Consider the following 14037-nt stretch of genomic DNA (forward strand, 5'->3'; position numbering starts at 1 on the left):
CGTCGATCTCTGGCGGCTCCTGGGCCTTGAGGCCGAGGCGCTCATGCTTCCAGCGCTTCTTCTCGTTCTCAGGACCGGCCCAGTCCCTACCCCAGCGATATGCCGCTACTGCTTTTCCGCAGTGGCCTGGGCCTGCTCCTCGATGCGCTTGGCGATGTCCAGGGCGGTGCGCAGGGCCAGGAAGTAGACGCTGGGCAGTTGCTCGATCAGCGCCTTGCACAGTTGCGGGGTGTACTTGGCTGGCTCGCCCGGGCGCTCTTCGACGTCGATACCCTGCCAGTCCTTGATCAGGTGCTTGGTTGCCAGGTCGATGAACAGATCGTCGTCGGTTTCGAGCTCAACATCGGGGATGGAGTCGATGGTGAAGCCTGCAGTGCCCACGCCAGCCTGCTGATTCAGCGCGGCAACGTGCCGACGGATCACGGCTTGGTGCGACTTGTAGATCGGGTTGGCGATGGATGCGACCAGAATCGCCGCCGTCTCCGGGCCCTGATCGCACTTCACAGCCAGGCCACCCGGGCCGACCTTGAAGTGCACCCAGCGCTCGCCGTTGATATCCAGCTCAGGCTTTCTTGCAATGGTGATGCCCATGGTATTCCTCTGCGGTAAAAGGCTCGACGCACACCGCAGGGCGCGCCGGGCAAAGGGTTAAGCGGTGACGGTGACAGCGCAGGTATCGGTCTTGGTGCCGTCTGCGACGCTGGTGGCCGTGATGGTGGCGGTGCCGACTGCCAGAGCGGTGACCAGACCGGTCTCGCTCACGCTGGCGATGGTCGGGGCGGAGCTGGACCAGGTGACCTGCTGGCTGGCACCGGCCGGGGTGACCACGACTTCGAGGTCACCGGTATCGCCTACTTCCAGGCTCAGGGTGGCCGGGGTGACATCCACGGCAGCCACAACGATCGGCGCCGGCAGACGGGTGAGGGTCGGGGCGACACGGCGGGCGGTGTAGTTCAGTTCGACTTGGATGATGTCGGTCGAACCGCCATCAGGCCAGTCGGCGGTCACTTCCATCTCAGGGATCAGGAACTTGTATCCACCGTCAGCGTTGCCGATGGTGAATTCCAAGCTGATCGCGTCGTTGCCCTTCTGGGCCTTCCACAGCTCGTAGGCCATCTTCGACCAGCTGATGGTGATCGCGCCGGACGGGGTGAAGGTGGTGGCAATGATGTTGCCCGGGTACGGGTTGCCGTTGCCGATGCAACGCTGGGTCTGCACGTTGTTGTCGAACTGCAGGTTGAAGCTGTCGACGCAGGCGTTGTCCTCGCCAACCTGTACGCCGTTGATACGCAGGCCGCTGATGTCTTTAAAGCTGAACCGCCGCTGGCTGGCCTCTGGCTGGGCGTTGACGATGAACGACGTGTTGTCGCCCTTGTCGTCCCAGGAGCGCGCCGCCATGGTCATGGTGACCGTGACCTCGTTGTCGCCCGGGAAATCGAAGTTCATGTTGGCGACTTGCACGCCGCGGGCGATGGCAGAAACGCCGATGTCGGTCGCGTATGATGCGATCGAGAAGGTGATGCGGTCGTCACCCATGGTCAGGACGTTGCCCGCCCAGTCCTTGCCGAAGCAGGAGGCCATGAAATCGTCCAGTGCGCCAAAGCGCCACTTGGTTTCGATATCGCCGCCCACGTCCACAGTTGTCTGGGCGGTGCCCTGCGACATGCGGGTGAAGCCGATTTCGTTGTTCTCTTCCGAGTTGAAGGTAGGCATCAGGCCGTTGCTGATTCGCGTCAGCACGTTCCAGTCGCCATCCGGCGTAAAGCCTGGGGTTACCTCTTTGATCCAGGCAAGCTGGACCTTGGCTCCGCTCGACATGCGGTTTCTCCTATCGATAGGCGTAAAAAAACCGCCATGTGGCGGTGGATGTTGAGGGCTCAGTAGGCCCGGTATGGGATCGACACGTTGACCTGGTACCAGCCGTGCCCGTCGTCGCCGATGGTATTGGCCGAGGCAGCGTGGCACTCAAACGGCCCGGTCGGGTCGCTGTAGAACTCGAAGAGCTGGACCAGCGTGTCAGCGGTTTTGGTAATCGCCAGGGTGCCCTTGTTGCTGGGCACGAACAGCTGGACCATGATGATTCCAGTACGGCGCACGCAGGGGCCGATGCCGATCTCCGGCGCACTGGCAAGACCGGGAACGTCTGCCAGCCTGGCCCAGATGGGTTTGCCGGACGGGTCGAACGGCCCCTGCGGGTTGTTCGGATAATCGACGGCGGACGCGGGAATGCCCGCCCACTGCGTCATGCGGCCTGTGACGATGGCCCGGATCTGTTCGAAGGTCATGTCCTGTAGGCCTCGGCAACGCCGTTGAACGACACCGCGTAGATGCCAGCCGGCGCCTGCTGGGAATGTCCATCCTCAAGCGGGCCCGCATACGGCAGATTGTTCTGGATGAAGACCTCCGTGTATGGCTCCAGGCCGGTGACCGCTCGAACGCCGGCCTGTATGGTTTCTGCGCCCGTTGGGTCGACGCTCACGGTGCTGGTGTACACCGGCGCGCCCACGCTGACTATGTTGTTGCCACGGAAGCGCCCCGTATCAACCGGAGAGCGCAGAACGATTTCGTTGAGGAGCGCCATGGCGATGACTCGCACGCGCTGGCTCAGTTGCTCCTCCACCACGCCAGCGAAGAGGCTGGGCGGTGTGCTCCAGCCCCTTCTGGACATGGTCACTTCCTCAGTTGGATCTCGTAGTGGGCCTTGGCCGGGTCAATGCCTGGGCTGACAATGCGATACGTCACCGGCTCGCCTGTGATTAGGTCGGCAGCGGCGATCTCGTGGCCGACCGCCGGCTTGTAAGTCACTTCATTGGCCAAGCAGATCAGCAGCACGTCGCCAACCAGGATATTCAGACCGTCGATGCGCCGGCTGTCGTAGCTGTCAAACACGCCACGCCCGGTATAGGTCACCGGCTGGGCCGTGGTGGTCTCGTTGACCGGGTCCCAGACGCCGGGCCCCATGTAGGTGCCGGTGAACCCAGACACGGCATCAGCCAGGTCATCGTCGAAGGCCTCGGCCAGATCGGCCTGAATGTCGTCGCGGAGCCCCATGCCCTACCCCCTCAACACGCGGAACGCGAATGGACTGCTGCGCCAGGGCGTCAGCAGGGCCAGTGCCAACTGCACGCACGCTGGCTGTGCGGCCGTGCTGGTCTTGTCGATCGAGCCGAAGGTCTTGCTGGTAGACACCGAACCGGCCTTGACGGTCTTCGCCTCAAGCGCCCCTTCGGTCTGCTGCTGGTACAGCTTGCCCTGCGATGCGCACTTTGCCAGCCGGGCGCCAGCCTCTTTCACGTCGTCAGGGATGGCTTCCATGTAGATCCCGGTCAGGTTTAGCGCTGTCAGGTAGGCGTTTGCCTCAAACACCGCCTCGTCCTTGAGGTCGTCAGCTGCCCAGCCAGCCCCGAGGATGCCATCCACGTCGGCCACGGTGATGTAGGTAGCCATCAGGCCTCCGCTTGAATGAGTGGGGACAAAGCCCCGGTGTTACTTGGCGAGTTCGGCGACCTGCTTCTGCAGCGACTCTTTCGAGGCGTTGGCGCGGTAGATGACGCCAGACTTGTCCAGAACAGCCTTCAATGCATCGACCTCTGGGTCGGCGGCAGTAGCTTTGAGAGCTTCGATCTGCTTCAGCAGGTCCGCCTTCTCTTGCTCAAGGTCGATTACCTTCTGGACTTCGCCGTCGCGCTCGCGCTGCAAGCTGGCGATGCCGGCATTGACCGCTTCCAGCACCTGGAACAGGCGCCCGGCTGTTTCGCCAAGCTCACCCTCTGGGCGCTCCAGGCTCTGAGCAGCGAAGGATTCGACGATCCCCCCGACAGAGGCAAGCTCTGCAGTTAGGCGATCAAGCTCAGCTTGATCCGGGGCTTCGACTAGGGGCACGCGCTTCGGCGCCTCAACAAAAGTCACTTCAGCACCAGCATCTTCGTAGGCGTCGGCCACCTTTGGCCAGTCACCTACGATCACGACCGCCTTCACGCCAGGCTCGGGCCGGTCGAAGTGCTGAGGATTGCGATAGCGCTTACCCGGCTCGAACCCGGAGGCCTGCGCGGTGTAGATCAGTTCCATGATGATCTCCAAGGCGACCCATTACGAGTCGCCCGATGCGTGATTACGGAGTGCCCAGGTCGATCAGCACGCCAGCAGTGGCCTTGTCGCTGGTTGCGTACTTGGCCCAGTTGGCACCAGCGCCCACGGCGGCCAGATTCGGGTTGATGCCGCCGGTTGCGTCGGCCCAGCTGTAACCCAGCAGATCCAGGTTGAAGGTGCCCTCGGCGCGGAAGCCCATCGCCAAGTTTTCCTGGTTGTCGATGTTGTAGGAGCGGAAGCCCGGAGCCTGGGATTCGGTTACGCGAATTGCGCCCGACTGCAGCCCAAAGATGGTTTCGGCGGGATGGGTGTCGGTAACCAGTACTGGCTTGCCCATGGTGCCCGGCTGGCCGCCGTAGATCACCACGCCCGCTTCTTCGTAGATCTTCTCGCTGATCGCCTGATCCACCATGTCGAAGTAGGTGGCCGAATCCATGGTCCACAGTGCGATGCGTCCGAAGCGGTCACCGAACTTGCGCATACCCTTGGTCAGCACCTTCTTGCCGTCAGTGGCAAAGCTGCCGGTGGCGACCATGTTGGCGTTTGCGCCGATCGAGGCCTTGAGGGCAGCCATGGCGTACTGGATGTAGCCTTCCAGAACTGCGTCGGCGTAGTCTTGGCCAACCAGCTCAGAGAACTCTTCAGGTGAGCGAGCGCGGCGCTTGAAGGCCTCTTCGGTGGTCTCGTAAGGGCCGTACTTGAACGGAACCTTCACGCCGACCATCTCGCCAGCACCGATCTTGGAGCCGGTCACGGTAGCACTGGAGTTCACGTCGCGGTGACCGATCGCGCCGCCGATCTTGTAGAAGGCCCGCTTGCGCAGATCACCTTCGATAAGCTCGTTGTTCAGCACGATTGCGCCATTCGAGGAGGCGTTGAAGATATCGATCACGTCCTGGATGCGCTCCAGGTAGGCGGTTTGGGCAAGATCGTTGTAAACGATCATGTCCGAGTTGACGGTGGTCGCCATGTGTTACTCCCTATTTGGGCAATTTGAGGTAGGCGCTCTGCCCGTGCGCTTCGATGAACTCGCGCTTCTGGGTAGAGGACATTTCGGAACGTTTCAGCGCGGCCCCGCCGCCACCTTTTGCACCGCCGGCCCCGCCGCCAGATGCTTTACTGCCAACAATCAACGGACCGAAGGCCGGATCGTTGGTGAATTCTGCTTTCAGCTCATCCAGCGTTGCCGCCGAGAGCTTGCCGGCGGCGTCCAGCACGACGACGGTGGGTTTGCCATCACGCTGCTCAACGCTCAGCCGGCGTTCGATGTGGGGAAGCAATGCCTTGGCGCTGCCTGGTACAGCCAGGGTGGTCGCGATCTCGGTCGCGGTGCGCCCTACGGTCAGATCCCGGATCTGGCCTTGCAGGGTGTTACGCTCGTTTTCCAGCGCCGAACTCAGCTCAGCTTCGCGGCGGTTGTACTTCTCGGACCAGGACTTTTCGAGCTCTTCGACGTTGCCCGACTTGCGCAGGGCCTCTTCGCGCTCCAGGCGCGCCTGCTCTTCGGCGTCCTTGCGGGCCTTGTCGGCCGCTTTCTTCTCGTCGAGCAGTTCCTGGACCTTCGACTTCAGGCCGGAAACGTCTTCCTGCTGCGGCAGACCCTCGATGCCCAGGACGAACTTGCCGTCCTTCTCCACATACAGGCCTGCTACCGATTCTTCGACGCCTTCGAGGCTGTCCAGTTGGAATTTCAAGGTCATTGCTGTCTCCCAGAGACGTTGAGCAGGCCCTGCCTGCGAAAAATGCTTTCTTTTATTTACAATGTATATTACATTGGATATACAAACCCAGAGGATACCCCATGAAATCTGTACAATTTATTCACAACGAAAACGGCGATGTTGAATATGCAGTTATGCCTATTGCCCACTACAGGGCGCTGACTTCGGGTGGCTCTGATGTCGAAGATCCGCACCCGCTGCTCACCAAGGACAAGACGGCTATCAAGCTTCCCTATGGCGGGCCGGGCACTTGCTTGATCATTGAGGATCTAGTCCAATACCTAAAAGATCATGGGATCAACCACCTCGCCATCAACCAGCGTGCTCAGGTACTAACTGCATATCCCAAAGAGCAGGAAATGACGCTCGATCCGATCATTCGCCGCGAATTTCTGGCGCCCGACTCCTCGTACCGCAACACCATGCAAGCGACCGTTGAAGTCGTAGATGCGCTGGTATCCACTGGACGATTCCGCCGCACGAAGAAGCGCTATGACTTCTTCAATCGCGCCGTGAATGCCCTTGAGCTGGTCGTATAATCTGGCTTCAAAGTCCCGCCCGCTCGAAAGCCATCGGCTCACGCTCGCGCAGCTGCTTTAGGGTTAGGGTCCGGCCGTCGTCATCGACGAACCTGTCGATGGTCAACTCCCCTTTGCTGAACAGCTTGTAGCGAGCGGGGCCCAGCACATCTTCCTGGAAGGCTGCCGGCTGCTTGGCGAGCCATTCGCCGTAGGTGGTTTTGCTGCTGACCTGCTCGGCACCATCGGCTCCTACCGCCGGTCTGGTTGACCTCGGGATCTCACGGGCGAACTCGTCCTTGAGCACCGGTATCTCGGTCGTTCGGCAGTTCCAGTGGAATGGCGGCGACGGCGCGGTCATGGGCACCACGGTTCCGTCCAGAGCGCGACATAGCGGCGTAGTCCTGCCATCCAGCGTGGCTACGCGGCGCTTACCCTTCAGGATGTCGTCGTTGTCTGCCATGACCTGCTGCCGGGCGGAGCTGGCAATGTGGTTGGTCATTGTCCGAACCAGTGCGCCAGCCTGGTCGCGCTGCTGGACGCCCAGTGACGTCAGCCGACGACTGATCTGGCCGGACGTCTCACCCAGCGCCGACCCCATGCGAATCTCGCTGATGATCTCGGCGCTCTTCTTGGTGCCGTACTGGTCCAGTGCTCCCGCAATGCTGAGGCGCTGGCGACCTTTGCCGACCTCCAGGTCGAGAGGATCAGCCAGGGCAGCAGCAGCCACCTGCTCGATGCTCGGCCTGTTCAGTTGGACGACCGTCTTCACGACCTTGCCCAGCAGAGTTATGTTGAACTCAGCCTCATAGCCACCGAATTCGGTCAAGTCGAGCACTGCCTGCTGCTTCATCTCGCCGTAGACGCCCGCCAGCTCGCCCTGAAGCTCTTGGATCTGCTTCTCGTACCGTTGGGTGCCGTAACGACTTAATCCTTCTGATACTCGCGATTTGGCGGTGCTGATGGCCTTGGTGATGAACTTGGCCAGGCGCTTGAGGCTGCCCCCGGCGTAGCGCTGGACGTGCACCTGGTGGCGAGTAGCTGCGTCGGACAGGTAGCCGTCACTGCTCATCCTCGCCGCCTCCGGTGTCGTTGCCGTCTACCGGCGCCTGCCGGGCCAGCTCATCGTCGATCAGCTCATCGGTGCGGTCGGCCTCAAGCACGCCGCCTTGGCGCAGGTTGGTGCGCAGGTCGGACTTCGCAATCAGGCCCTGCTGCCACAGCTGGACCTGGGCCAGGATGTCCTGGGCGGTCATCGTCTCGTCGAAGAAAGATTGGTTGAGCCAGAAGACCGTCCCGGCCTCGTCCGGCTCGCCCATCATGAATCGCTCGGCATCGAGGATGGCCCGTTTCAGGGCCTCGGATACGTTGCCTGCGATGGTTCCCAGTACGCTGTTGTCCGAGCTGTAGCGAATGCGCACCGCCTCAGCCGTCTCGGCGCCGCCCGCTTTCTGCACGATGCGCGCGCCGATCATCAGCATCTGCTCTTCCTTGTCCTTCATCAGCGTGCGGGCCAGCTGGCTCTCGGTTGCCTGGACAAGCTTTGCGTCACCGGACTTGCCGAGGTTGTAGCCACGGGTCGATCCGATGTGCATGCCGTTCGGGTTCACCTTGGCGAACTCGTCGGCGCTGATATCGGTGGTGATGAACAGCGTGGGCTGGCTGCTGATGAACCCGCTCTCCTCCACGGTGGCGCTGTTGCCGTAGTGCAGGATGTTCACGTCAGCCAGGTCTTCAAGTGGCGACTTATCGACACTGGCGTCGTTGTTCTGGGCGCCGTAGAAGCTGAACAGTATGTGATCGAAGGGGCGGCCATTCTTGTCGAGCGGCTCGGCCTCGCTATAGGTGTTGCCGTCCTCGGCGTAAACACGCTGCACATAGCGTCCATCAACCAGCAGCAACACGCGGTATTGGGTGCTCGTTGTACGCTCCAGGCTGTCCGGACTGAACGTGGACACGCATTCCAGCAGGCAGACATAGACTAGGCGCTTCACCCCATCGACCACTTGTTCATCCCAGTCGATGATCGACTCGGCGCCATAGTGATGGATCAGCGCGCTGCGCCCCTGCATGTCGGCCATGGAGGACACACCCTCAACCGCAGGGAAGTCCACGAGGAACCCGCCACGACCGGCATCCAGGCATTCACCCACGGCATCCTTGGAAAGCTGCTCCAGGCTCGTGCCGTGGCCGCTGGCGTTCTCTTTGAGGTACTCGACCCCGGCGGGCAGCTCCAACTCTGCAGTCTTGCGGAACACGGCACCCAGCAGGCCGGTGCGCGTGCGCCCAGTGATGTTCAAGAACATCGCCCGCTTCTTGTACTGCTTGTACCGCGCCTGGTTCTCGGGAGACTTGTTCTCCGGGTCCGGCATCGGCAGGTAGATATCGTGCTTGCGCACCTCGCGGGCGCCCGCCACGCAGCGCTTGACCAACTGCCAGCCGGGCAAGGCCTCCGAGTACTCTGCCCGGGGGAGGAAATTAGGCATGTGTGGCCTCAGAAAGTGAACGAGATGGGAACGTGCTTGACCACGGATCGCTTGGTCTTGGCCACGGCGAAATAGCGGAAGGCGTCGGCCGGGTGGGAAGACCAGTCATGGAGCGGCTTGTCTTTCCAGCAGCCTCGCTTGTCGTCCCATTCCTTGCGGTAGCTCTCCAGGGCGGTGATGCCTTCCTCACACTTGGCTTCGTCGAAAGCGCAGTTCGCTAGGATTTCCCGGGCCTGCTCGATGCCTTCGTCCACACCGAGCTTCGGTACCACCTGGAAGGTCAGCGAATAGCGCTGGCCGTCGATCTCGTAGCCCTCTCGTGCGAGTTCGCGCCGGGTCTTGCCGTCGCTACCAAATTCGCGGTTGTCGATGTCGTGGGGGCCCCAGTGCTCGCCGTACTCGTAGCCGCGATCCTTGAGCACCTTCATGTAGTGCCGCAGGCCCTCGCCGCTGTTCTGGTAGAAATCGACAACGTGGTATTTCTCGCCGACGATCCGGACGAACCAGATGGCCGTTGAGTCGCCCACGCCAATGTCCCAGAACGTGTGCACCGGTAGGTGGCTGTTGTCTGGAAGCTTGCCGATGCGCTGGGCAGCGTAGAGCTTGGTGAACTGCTTGGCGTAGTAGGCGCCCTCGATCGTCTGCTGGAATGCCTCGGCCGGGATCGACGGGTATTCCCGCTTCATGTCGTCGCCAAGGGTCTTTTCCTTGGCGCTGTACCAGGCGCACTGGCCTGGGTTGGTGACGATGCCGTGCTTGGCGGTGAGGTCGTCGAAGTACTTGGTCAGGCGGTCGGGAATGACCACGCCGGCCGGGTCCAGCCAGTACAGCGGGTTGCGCCACCAGCTGAAGAAGAAGAACTTCCAGTCCAGCAAGCCCAGAGGCACACCGGCCAGCTGCTGCTTCTCTGCGCTCTGCGAGTAATCGAAGAAGTAGCCCGCCCGCCCTTCTGCCGTCGACTCGATGGTGACGAAGCACTCAGCCGCCACGGCCTCAAACGCACCGGTGACGATCTCCCGCGCCTTGTGTGGGAACTTGGCGCAGATCTTCCCGAATTCGGAAACGTGCAGGTATCGCAGTGTGCCGCCCCGGAATGAAGTGGACACGTACAGCGACCCTCCCTTGCTGAACACCAGCTCTCCCGCAGCATCGTTGCGCGCCGGGTTGGCTGCCTTGATCTCCTTGGGCAGGTGATCGTAGGCGTACTTCACCTTCTCCCTGAACAGTCGCTTGGCGTCGTTCAGCGTGTGAGCAATCAGGGCGCACTTGGCAGCCTCAAACAGCGCAGCATCCAGTTGGACGATACACACCAGCGTGGTGAAGCCCAGCTGCCGGGCCTTGAGGATGATGTTGCGGGTGTGCATCCCCTGGAAGTAATCGACCTGCTCCTGCGTCATGCGGAAGCGGACCTTCTTGCCCTGCTTGTCAGTGATGAAGTACAGGTTGTTTAGCCGCCAGAACCGATCCCGGAGCAGTTTCATGTGCTCGGGCTTCATGGTCAGGCATCCTTCGATAGTTCATCCATCATGGCGGCGAGCTCGTCGACCGTCTTGTTGCCTTCCTCACTGTCCAGGCCATACGCCTGGCGCTCGCCCTTGATGACCTTGAGCTGGGCATCGACGCCAGCGTTCAGCGCACGGGAGAAGTCGCCCAGATTCTCTTCGTTGACATCCATCTCGGCCAGAGCCACCGAAAGCTTGTCGGCGATCGAGCGCCAGTTAGCCAAGCCAGTGCGGTGAGCGAGAACCACAGAAGCAGCCTGGCTGGATGCTTCGTCGATGATATCGGCGTCGGTAACCGGTGGTGACTGGTTACTGGTGCTGGTTACCGATGTGGTTACCTTCTGCTTTGTCGCTATCCTGACTTGCTCGGTCAGATCGCGAGCCCACCCTTCCTTCTTCGCTCGCTTGAGGATGGTGGCGTGGTTTACGCCTTGAGATTCCCCAATAGCGCGAACCGAAAGCGAACCGGCCCGGTAGGCTCGTTCGATCGCCTCCCAGTCGGGTTGCTTAGCAGTCATGGTTATTCCTAATTATTTTTCATATCTGGGACATCATGTTCTTGAATTGGCAGTTTGCAGACAGTGACAATCGATCGCGCAATACAATCCTATGAAAACAACTGTGAGAGTGTTTATGAATCCAGAAATTGGGATTTTCAGCTTCGTATTTGCCGTGCTTTCGGTCGTGTTGTATCTCGTTTACCGTCAAGTTCGCCGCGGCATCGCCTACGTAAATCGTACCGAGCCCCCTAAAGAGCGCGCAGGTTTCTATTGTGTGATAGTTGCAATCATGGGCTTCATTGCAGGCAGCCTTTATCAGCCTCTGCACGAGCGCGGCATTGCGTGCATCGAGGCATCGCAACCCGTAGCTCAGTGCGTGTTGTTCCCATCCCGCTAGAGAGTTGCTGAGGATGTGCCGCACCTACCGGCGGCACACCTACCCTTCACCGGCATCAAGTAGCACATCAATCAGTTTCTGCTCCGCAAGCCTGAACATGGCCAGTGACTGCAGGTCGTCTGCCACTGGGCCGAAGGCGAACAGATTCACTTGGCCGGATGGGTCGCGCATTGCCATGACTCCAATACTGCAAACCGGCAACTCGCCGGCATCCAGCTGTTCGGCGATCTTGCGCAGGGTCTTGGGAGCATCTCGCCAGTTCTCGCGCTGAAACTCAACTACCCGCATATCTATCCCTCGCAGCTCCCCACCTATTGGGTATCAACACTTGAAATAGGTTGTTACAAACAATGGGCCTATCCTGGCATTGCATGGCGTTTTGCCATCCCCATAACTATTTCTGGCGTACAGCGGGTGTACGGGGTGGCGGCAGCCAATGCCGGGCATAACTGGAGGGTATGCTTTATGGCTACCAATACAGGCGACGGGTATAGGAATGGTTCGGTTCGCGATCGCACCCAGACCTATAACCCTCAAAACGACACGTACGTGAAGCGCGACACCAACACTGGCCGCTTCATGGATGTGAAGTCGGATGGCACGCCCTTTAAGGGCGTGGCGCAAGAAGTAGATAAGCGCCGCAAGTAACATCGCTGCAGGGCGGGGGCTAAAATGGCCCCTGTTTTTATTGCCTTGCTGCACCCACGCCAAGGGCAACGATTAGCGATCATCTCTTAGGCAAACGGATCAGCCGGCTTGGCGATCGAGCGCACGAACCACATGAAGCCCTGCTGCAGGTTGGTCTTGGCCAAGGCCAGGGTGCGCTGGTCAACGCCTTCGATCTGGCCGATTTGCTTGAACAGTTCGCCGGCGTCAGCCTCCAGGGCCTTGATCGAGTTCATCCCGTCAATCTCGCTTTGGATGAGGTCGCGGTAGCCGGTGATCTTCTTGTGCTGGTTGTCCATGGTGGATCCTCTGGTGGTCGCGCCACGAAACGGCGCATCTCGAATTTGTGGCGCGGATCACTCAGCCGGCTTGCAGCGCTCGCAGTCCAAGTGCTGGCAGATCCAGCGTTTGACCCGTGGCCAGTAGGTGAGCATGAACATGTGCCGCATACCCGCCAGTGCCAGCGAAACCATCAGCGTGGCCCAAGCCGTGTTGGCGGTGAAGAACATGCGCTCGGACCGGGCCAGGATGGCGTAGCCGCTGATGGCGACGACCGCGTATAGAACCTTGCCGATTACCCCGTCGCGCACCTTGCCGCTCAGCACGCACCAGGTTGCCCAGATGGCGATGAGGCCAGCCGCGATGGCGTTGATGTATTCGAATGTCATGAGCTGGGCCCTCCGAACTTGGACCTGATCACAGACCAGAGATCGGCGGCTTTGATCGCTCGGGTTATGGCAGCAATCAACGATCCGCCGAAGGTGCCAAGCAGAAAACCTACCCCTGCCACACTGCGCGGCTCGACGATGCCGAAGTAGGCGCTGACCATGCCTGTCAGATAATGCGCGCAGGCCATGCCCGTAAGCAGGAAGAGGATCCAGGCCCTGCGATCGAGGAGATCGTCCTTGTGCCAGCGCGTTGCGACCAATGCGCCAAGCAGGCCCGCAATAGCCCAGTCAAGCTTATCGAGCAGGCGGTGAAAAAACTCCATGCTCTACTCCAGGCATGAAAAAGCCCCGCAGTCAGCGAGGCCTATGAAAGAATGGTCGAACCTTTCGTCTTTTTTAAAGGTCCACGGCCGATAGCCGATAGCCGATAGCATTGAACCTGCCCAATACTCAAGGCCGCCGACATGGAGCGCAGCATGCTGGATACCATTTACATCACTGACGAGTACCTAGCTAAACCAAAGCCGATTGGCTTCGACTCGTCGTCGCAAAATTTTACAATGCCGGGCCGAGATAACATCACCCCTTCGGCTATACCTGCCTTTGACGTGACACCGTTAGCGATGAGCGTCCTTCCGGGATCGCTTATTTTTTCGGCAATCTCTGCGATGCCTTCACTGGCAAGCATTTTTAATGGTGACAAAGATGAAGACAAAGCGGCGCGGGCGGAAAAAGAACGTCTTCTCGCCGCATTCGTGGAGCGCGCAACCTTCTCTCCAACCCAAGCCAAGGCTATAGGGTGCCAATTCCAACCTGGGCATCCTATGGCAGGCAAGTCTTATCGTAGACACCCGCTAGCGGATCTAGCTGACGGAGGCAGCCAGCACCTCTACATACCAAGCGATAATTACGACGCATACGTGCTGGAGGAGCGAGAGTCTGAGCTCATGAGGCTTTTGATATCTCTCGGAGCAACTCGAATCAGCATCACTAAGAACAACTCAAATACCTCATCCAGTAGACAAAAAGCTGCGGCCACGGTAGACGCTGGCCCTATCGCCTCGGGGACCGCTGGTTACGAGAGCAATTCTGAGATAAAAAACGGATCGTTGGATACCCGAGTATTCAGTCTCAATGGACGAAGCTGGAATTCAACTGAAAAGCTCGATCGCAGTGGTTTCTTTTGGCTGGCATTCGAACCATCTTGGAAGGCGGTTCTATTTGCGAGAGAACACGGTGGCTGCACCGAGGCCACGATAGAGCTCAAGGAGAGCACCTCATTCTCAGAAGACAAGAACCTGGACATTTCTATCAACGCTTATCAAAAAGGAGGAGGCGCCTCGGCAAAACTGGAGGCTAGTGCCTACGAAGAGCGTACGCATGTGATAGCAGTTCAATTCAGCCCCGCCCCATAGCAAACGGCTGGGTTCGGTATTTCCCGCCATCAGTATCTAGGTGACCCCGTTAGGGTCTCCCCTGGATACAAAAAT

General features: G+C 59.9%; 21 protein-coding genes. 4 read left to right on the forward strand and 17 right to left on the reverse strand.

The features are described from left to right. Positions 1-105: 105 nt before the first annotated feature. Genes ACF8RA_RS19695 through ACF8RA_RS19735 form a run of 9 tightly spaced genes read right to left on the reverse strand, consistent with a single transcriptional unit; the run spans position 106 to position 5789 of the window. Complete coding sequence (locus tag ACF8RA_RS19695; protein ID WP_392519462.1) at positions 106-591, reverse strand: hypothetical protein; 486 nt, start codon at positions 589-591, stop codon at positions 106-108. A gap of 57 nt (positions 592-648) precedes the next feature. Then, complete coding sequence (locus ACF8RA_RS19700; protein WP_392519463.1) at positions 649-1818, reverse strand: phage tail tube protein; 1170 nt, start codon at positions 1816-1818, stop codon at positions 649-651. Positions 1819-1877: 59 nt separating this feature from the next. Next, positions 1878-2285: a phage tail terminator-like protein gene (locus ACF8RA_RS19705; protein ID WP_392519464.1), complete on the reverse strand. Its 408-nt coding sequence runs from the start codon at positions 2283-2285 to the stop codon at positions 1878-1880. After that, positions 2282-2668 carry an HK97 gp10 family phage protein gene (locus ACF8RA_RS19710; protein ID WP_392519465.1) on the reverse strand — a complete coding sequence of 129 codons (387 nt, stop codon included), beginning with the start codon at positions 2666-2668 and terminating at the stop codon, positions 2282-2284. The genes ACF8RA_RS19705 and ACF8RA_RS19710 overlap by 4 nt, the downstream gene beginning before the upstream one ends. A gap of 2 nt (positions 2669-2670) precedes the next feature. Beyond that, on the reverse strand, positions 2671-3051 hold the full coding sequence (locus ACF8RA_RS19715; RefSeq protein WP_392519466.1) for a glutamate 5-kinase: 381 nt from the start codon (positions 3049-3051) through the stop codon (positions 2671-2673). A gap of 3 nt (positions 3052-3054) precedes the next feature. Then, the gene (locus ACF8RA_RS19720; RefSeq protein WP_392519467.1) at positions 3055-3447 is read right to left on the reverse strand and encodes a protein singed; all 393 of its coding nucleotides are present in this window, start codon (positions 3445-3447) and stop codon (positions 3055-3057) included. Positions 3448-3486: 39 nt separating this feature from the next. After that, positions 3487-4068 carry a hypothetical protein gene (locus tag ACF8RA_RS19725; protein ID WP_392519468.1) on the reverse strand — a complete coding sequence of 194 codons (582 nt, stop codon included), beginning with the start codon at positions 4066-4068 and terminating at the stop codon, positions 3487-3489. A 43-nt stretch (positions 4069-4111) separates the two neighbouring features. Beyond that, positions 4112-5059: a major capsid protein gene (locus tag ACF8RA_RS19730; RefSeq protein WP_020191724.1), complete on the reverse strand. Its 948-nt coding sequence runs from the start codon at positions 5057-5059 to the stop codon at positions 4112-4114. Positions 5060-5069: 10 nt separating this feature from the next. Continuing rightward, positions 5070-5789: a hypothetical protein gene (locus ACF8RA_RS19735; protein WP_392519469.1), complete on the reverse strand. Its 720-nt coding sequence runs from the start codon at positions 5787-5789 to the stop codon at positions 5070-5072. A gap of 101 nt (positions 5790-5890) precedes the next feature. Between ACF8RA_RS19735 and ACF8RA_RS19740 the strand changes: the two genes are divergently transcribed. Beyond that, entirely contained in the window at positions 5891-6349 is a 459-nt protein-coding gene (locus ACF8RA_RS19740) for a hypothetical protein (RefSeq protein ID WP_305846738.1), read from the forward strand. Between the two features lie 7 nt (positions 6350-6356). Here the strand turns inward: ACF8RA_RS19740 and ACF8RA_RS19745 are convergent, their stop codons facing one another. From ACF8RA_RS19745 to ACF8RA_RS19760, 4 genes are read right to left on the reverse strand one after another with little or no spacing between them, the layout of a single operon-like run. Continuing rightward, positions 6357-7400 carry a minor capsid protein gene (locus ACF8RA_RS19745; RefSeq protein ID WP_392519470.1) on the reverse strand — a complete coding sequence of 348 codons (1044 nt, stop codon included), beginning with the start codon at positions 7398-7400 and terminating at the stop codon, positions 6357-6359. Continuing rightward, positions 7390-8814, reverse strand: coding sequence for a DUF4055 domain-containing protein (locus tag ACF8RA_RS19750; RefSeq protein WP_392519471.1), 1425 nt, complete (start codon positions 8812-8814; stop codon positions 7390-7392). The genes ACF8RA_RS19745 and ACF8RA_RS19750 overlap by 11 nt, the downstream gene beginning before the upstream one ends. Positions 8815-8822: 8 nt before the next feature. Next, entirely contained in the window at positions 8823-10310 is a 1488-nt protein-coding gene (locus ACF8RA_RS19755) for a terminase (protein ID WP_392519472.1), read from the reverse strand. A gap of 2 nt (positions 10311-10312) precedes the next feature. After that, positions 10313-10834, reverse strand: a complete 522-nt coding sequence (locus ACF8RA_RS19760) for a hypothetical protein (RefSeq protein ID WP_392519473.1) — start codon at positions 10832-10834, stop codon at positions 10313-10315. A gap of 115 nt (positions 10835-10949) precedes the next feature. Between ACF8RA_RS19760 and ACF8RA_RS19765 the strand changes: the two genes are divergently transcribed. Then, complete coding sequence (locus tag ACF8RA_RS19765) at positions 10950-11213, forward strand: hypothetical protein (protein WP_392519474.1); 264 nt, start codon at positions 10950-10952, stop codon at positions 11211-11213. A gap of 39 nt (positions 11214-11252) precedes the next feature. Here the strand turns inward: ACF8RA_RS19765 and ACF8RA_RS19770 are convergent, their stop codons facing one another. After that, entirely contained in the window at positions 11253-11384 is a 132-nt protein-coding gene (locus tag ACF8RA_RS19770) for a hypothetical protein (RefSeq protein WP_392519475.1), read from the reverse strand. On the opposite strand from ACF8RA_RS19770, the gene ACF8RA_RS19775 reads away from it, so the two are divergent. Next, positions 11364-11861, forward strand: a complete 498-nt coding sequence (locus ACF8RA_RS19775; protein WP_392519476.1) for a hypothetical protein — start codon at positions 11364-11366, stop codon at positions 11859-11861. The genes ACF8RA_RS19770 and ACF8RA_RS19775 overlap by 21 nt on opposite strands. Before the next feature lie 86 nt (positions 11862-11947). Here ACF8RA_RS19775 and ACF8RA_RS19780 read toward each other — a convergent pair whose 3' ends face one another. From ACF8RA_RS19780 to ACF8RA_RS19790, 3 genes are read right to left on the reverse strand one after another with little or no spacing between them, the layout of a single operon-like run. Beyond that, positions 11948-12178 (reverse strand): hypothetical protein, encoded by a 231-nt coding sequence (locus ACF8RA_RS19780; protein WP_392519477.1) that lies wholly within the window; start codon positions 12176-12178, stop codon positions 11948-11950. A gap of 57 nt (positions 12179-12235) precedes the next feature. Further along, positions 12236-12547 carry a hypothetical protein gene (locus ACF8RA_RS19785; protein WP_392519478.1) on the reverse strand — a complete coding sequence of 104 codons (312 nt, stop codon included), beginning with the start codon at positions 12545-12547 and terminating at the stop codon, positions 12236-12238. Next, positions 12544-12870 (reverse strand): MFS transporter, encoded by a 327-nt coding sequence (locus ACF8RA_RS19790; protein WP_392519479.1) that lies wholly within the window; start codon positions 12868-12870, stop codon positions 12544-12546. Before ACF8RA_RS19790 ends, ACF8RA_RS19785 begins: the two co-directional genes overlap by 4 nt. A 153-nt stretch (positions 12871-13023) precedes the next feature. On the opposite strand from ACF8RA_RS19790, the gene ACF8RA_RS19795 reads away from it, so the two are divergent. Then, complete coding sequence (locus tag ACF8RA_RS19795) at positions 13024-13962, forward strand: hypothetical protein (RefSeq protein WP_392519480.1); 939 nt, start codon at positions 13024-13026, stop codon at positions 13960-13962. The last annotated feature ends 75 nt before the right edge of the window (positions 13963-14037 follow it).

Source organism: Pseudomonas sp. FYR_5 (assembly GCF_043106315.1).
In the GTDB taxonomy this organism is placed as follows: domain Bacteria; phylum Pseudomonadota; class Gammaproteobacteria; order Pseudomonadales; family Pseudomonadaceae; genus Aquipseudomonas; species Aquipseudomonas putida_Y.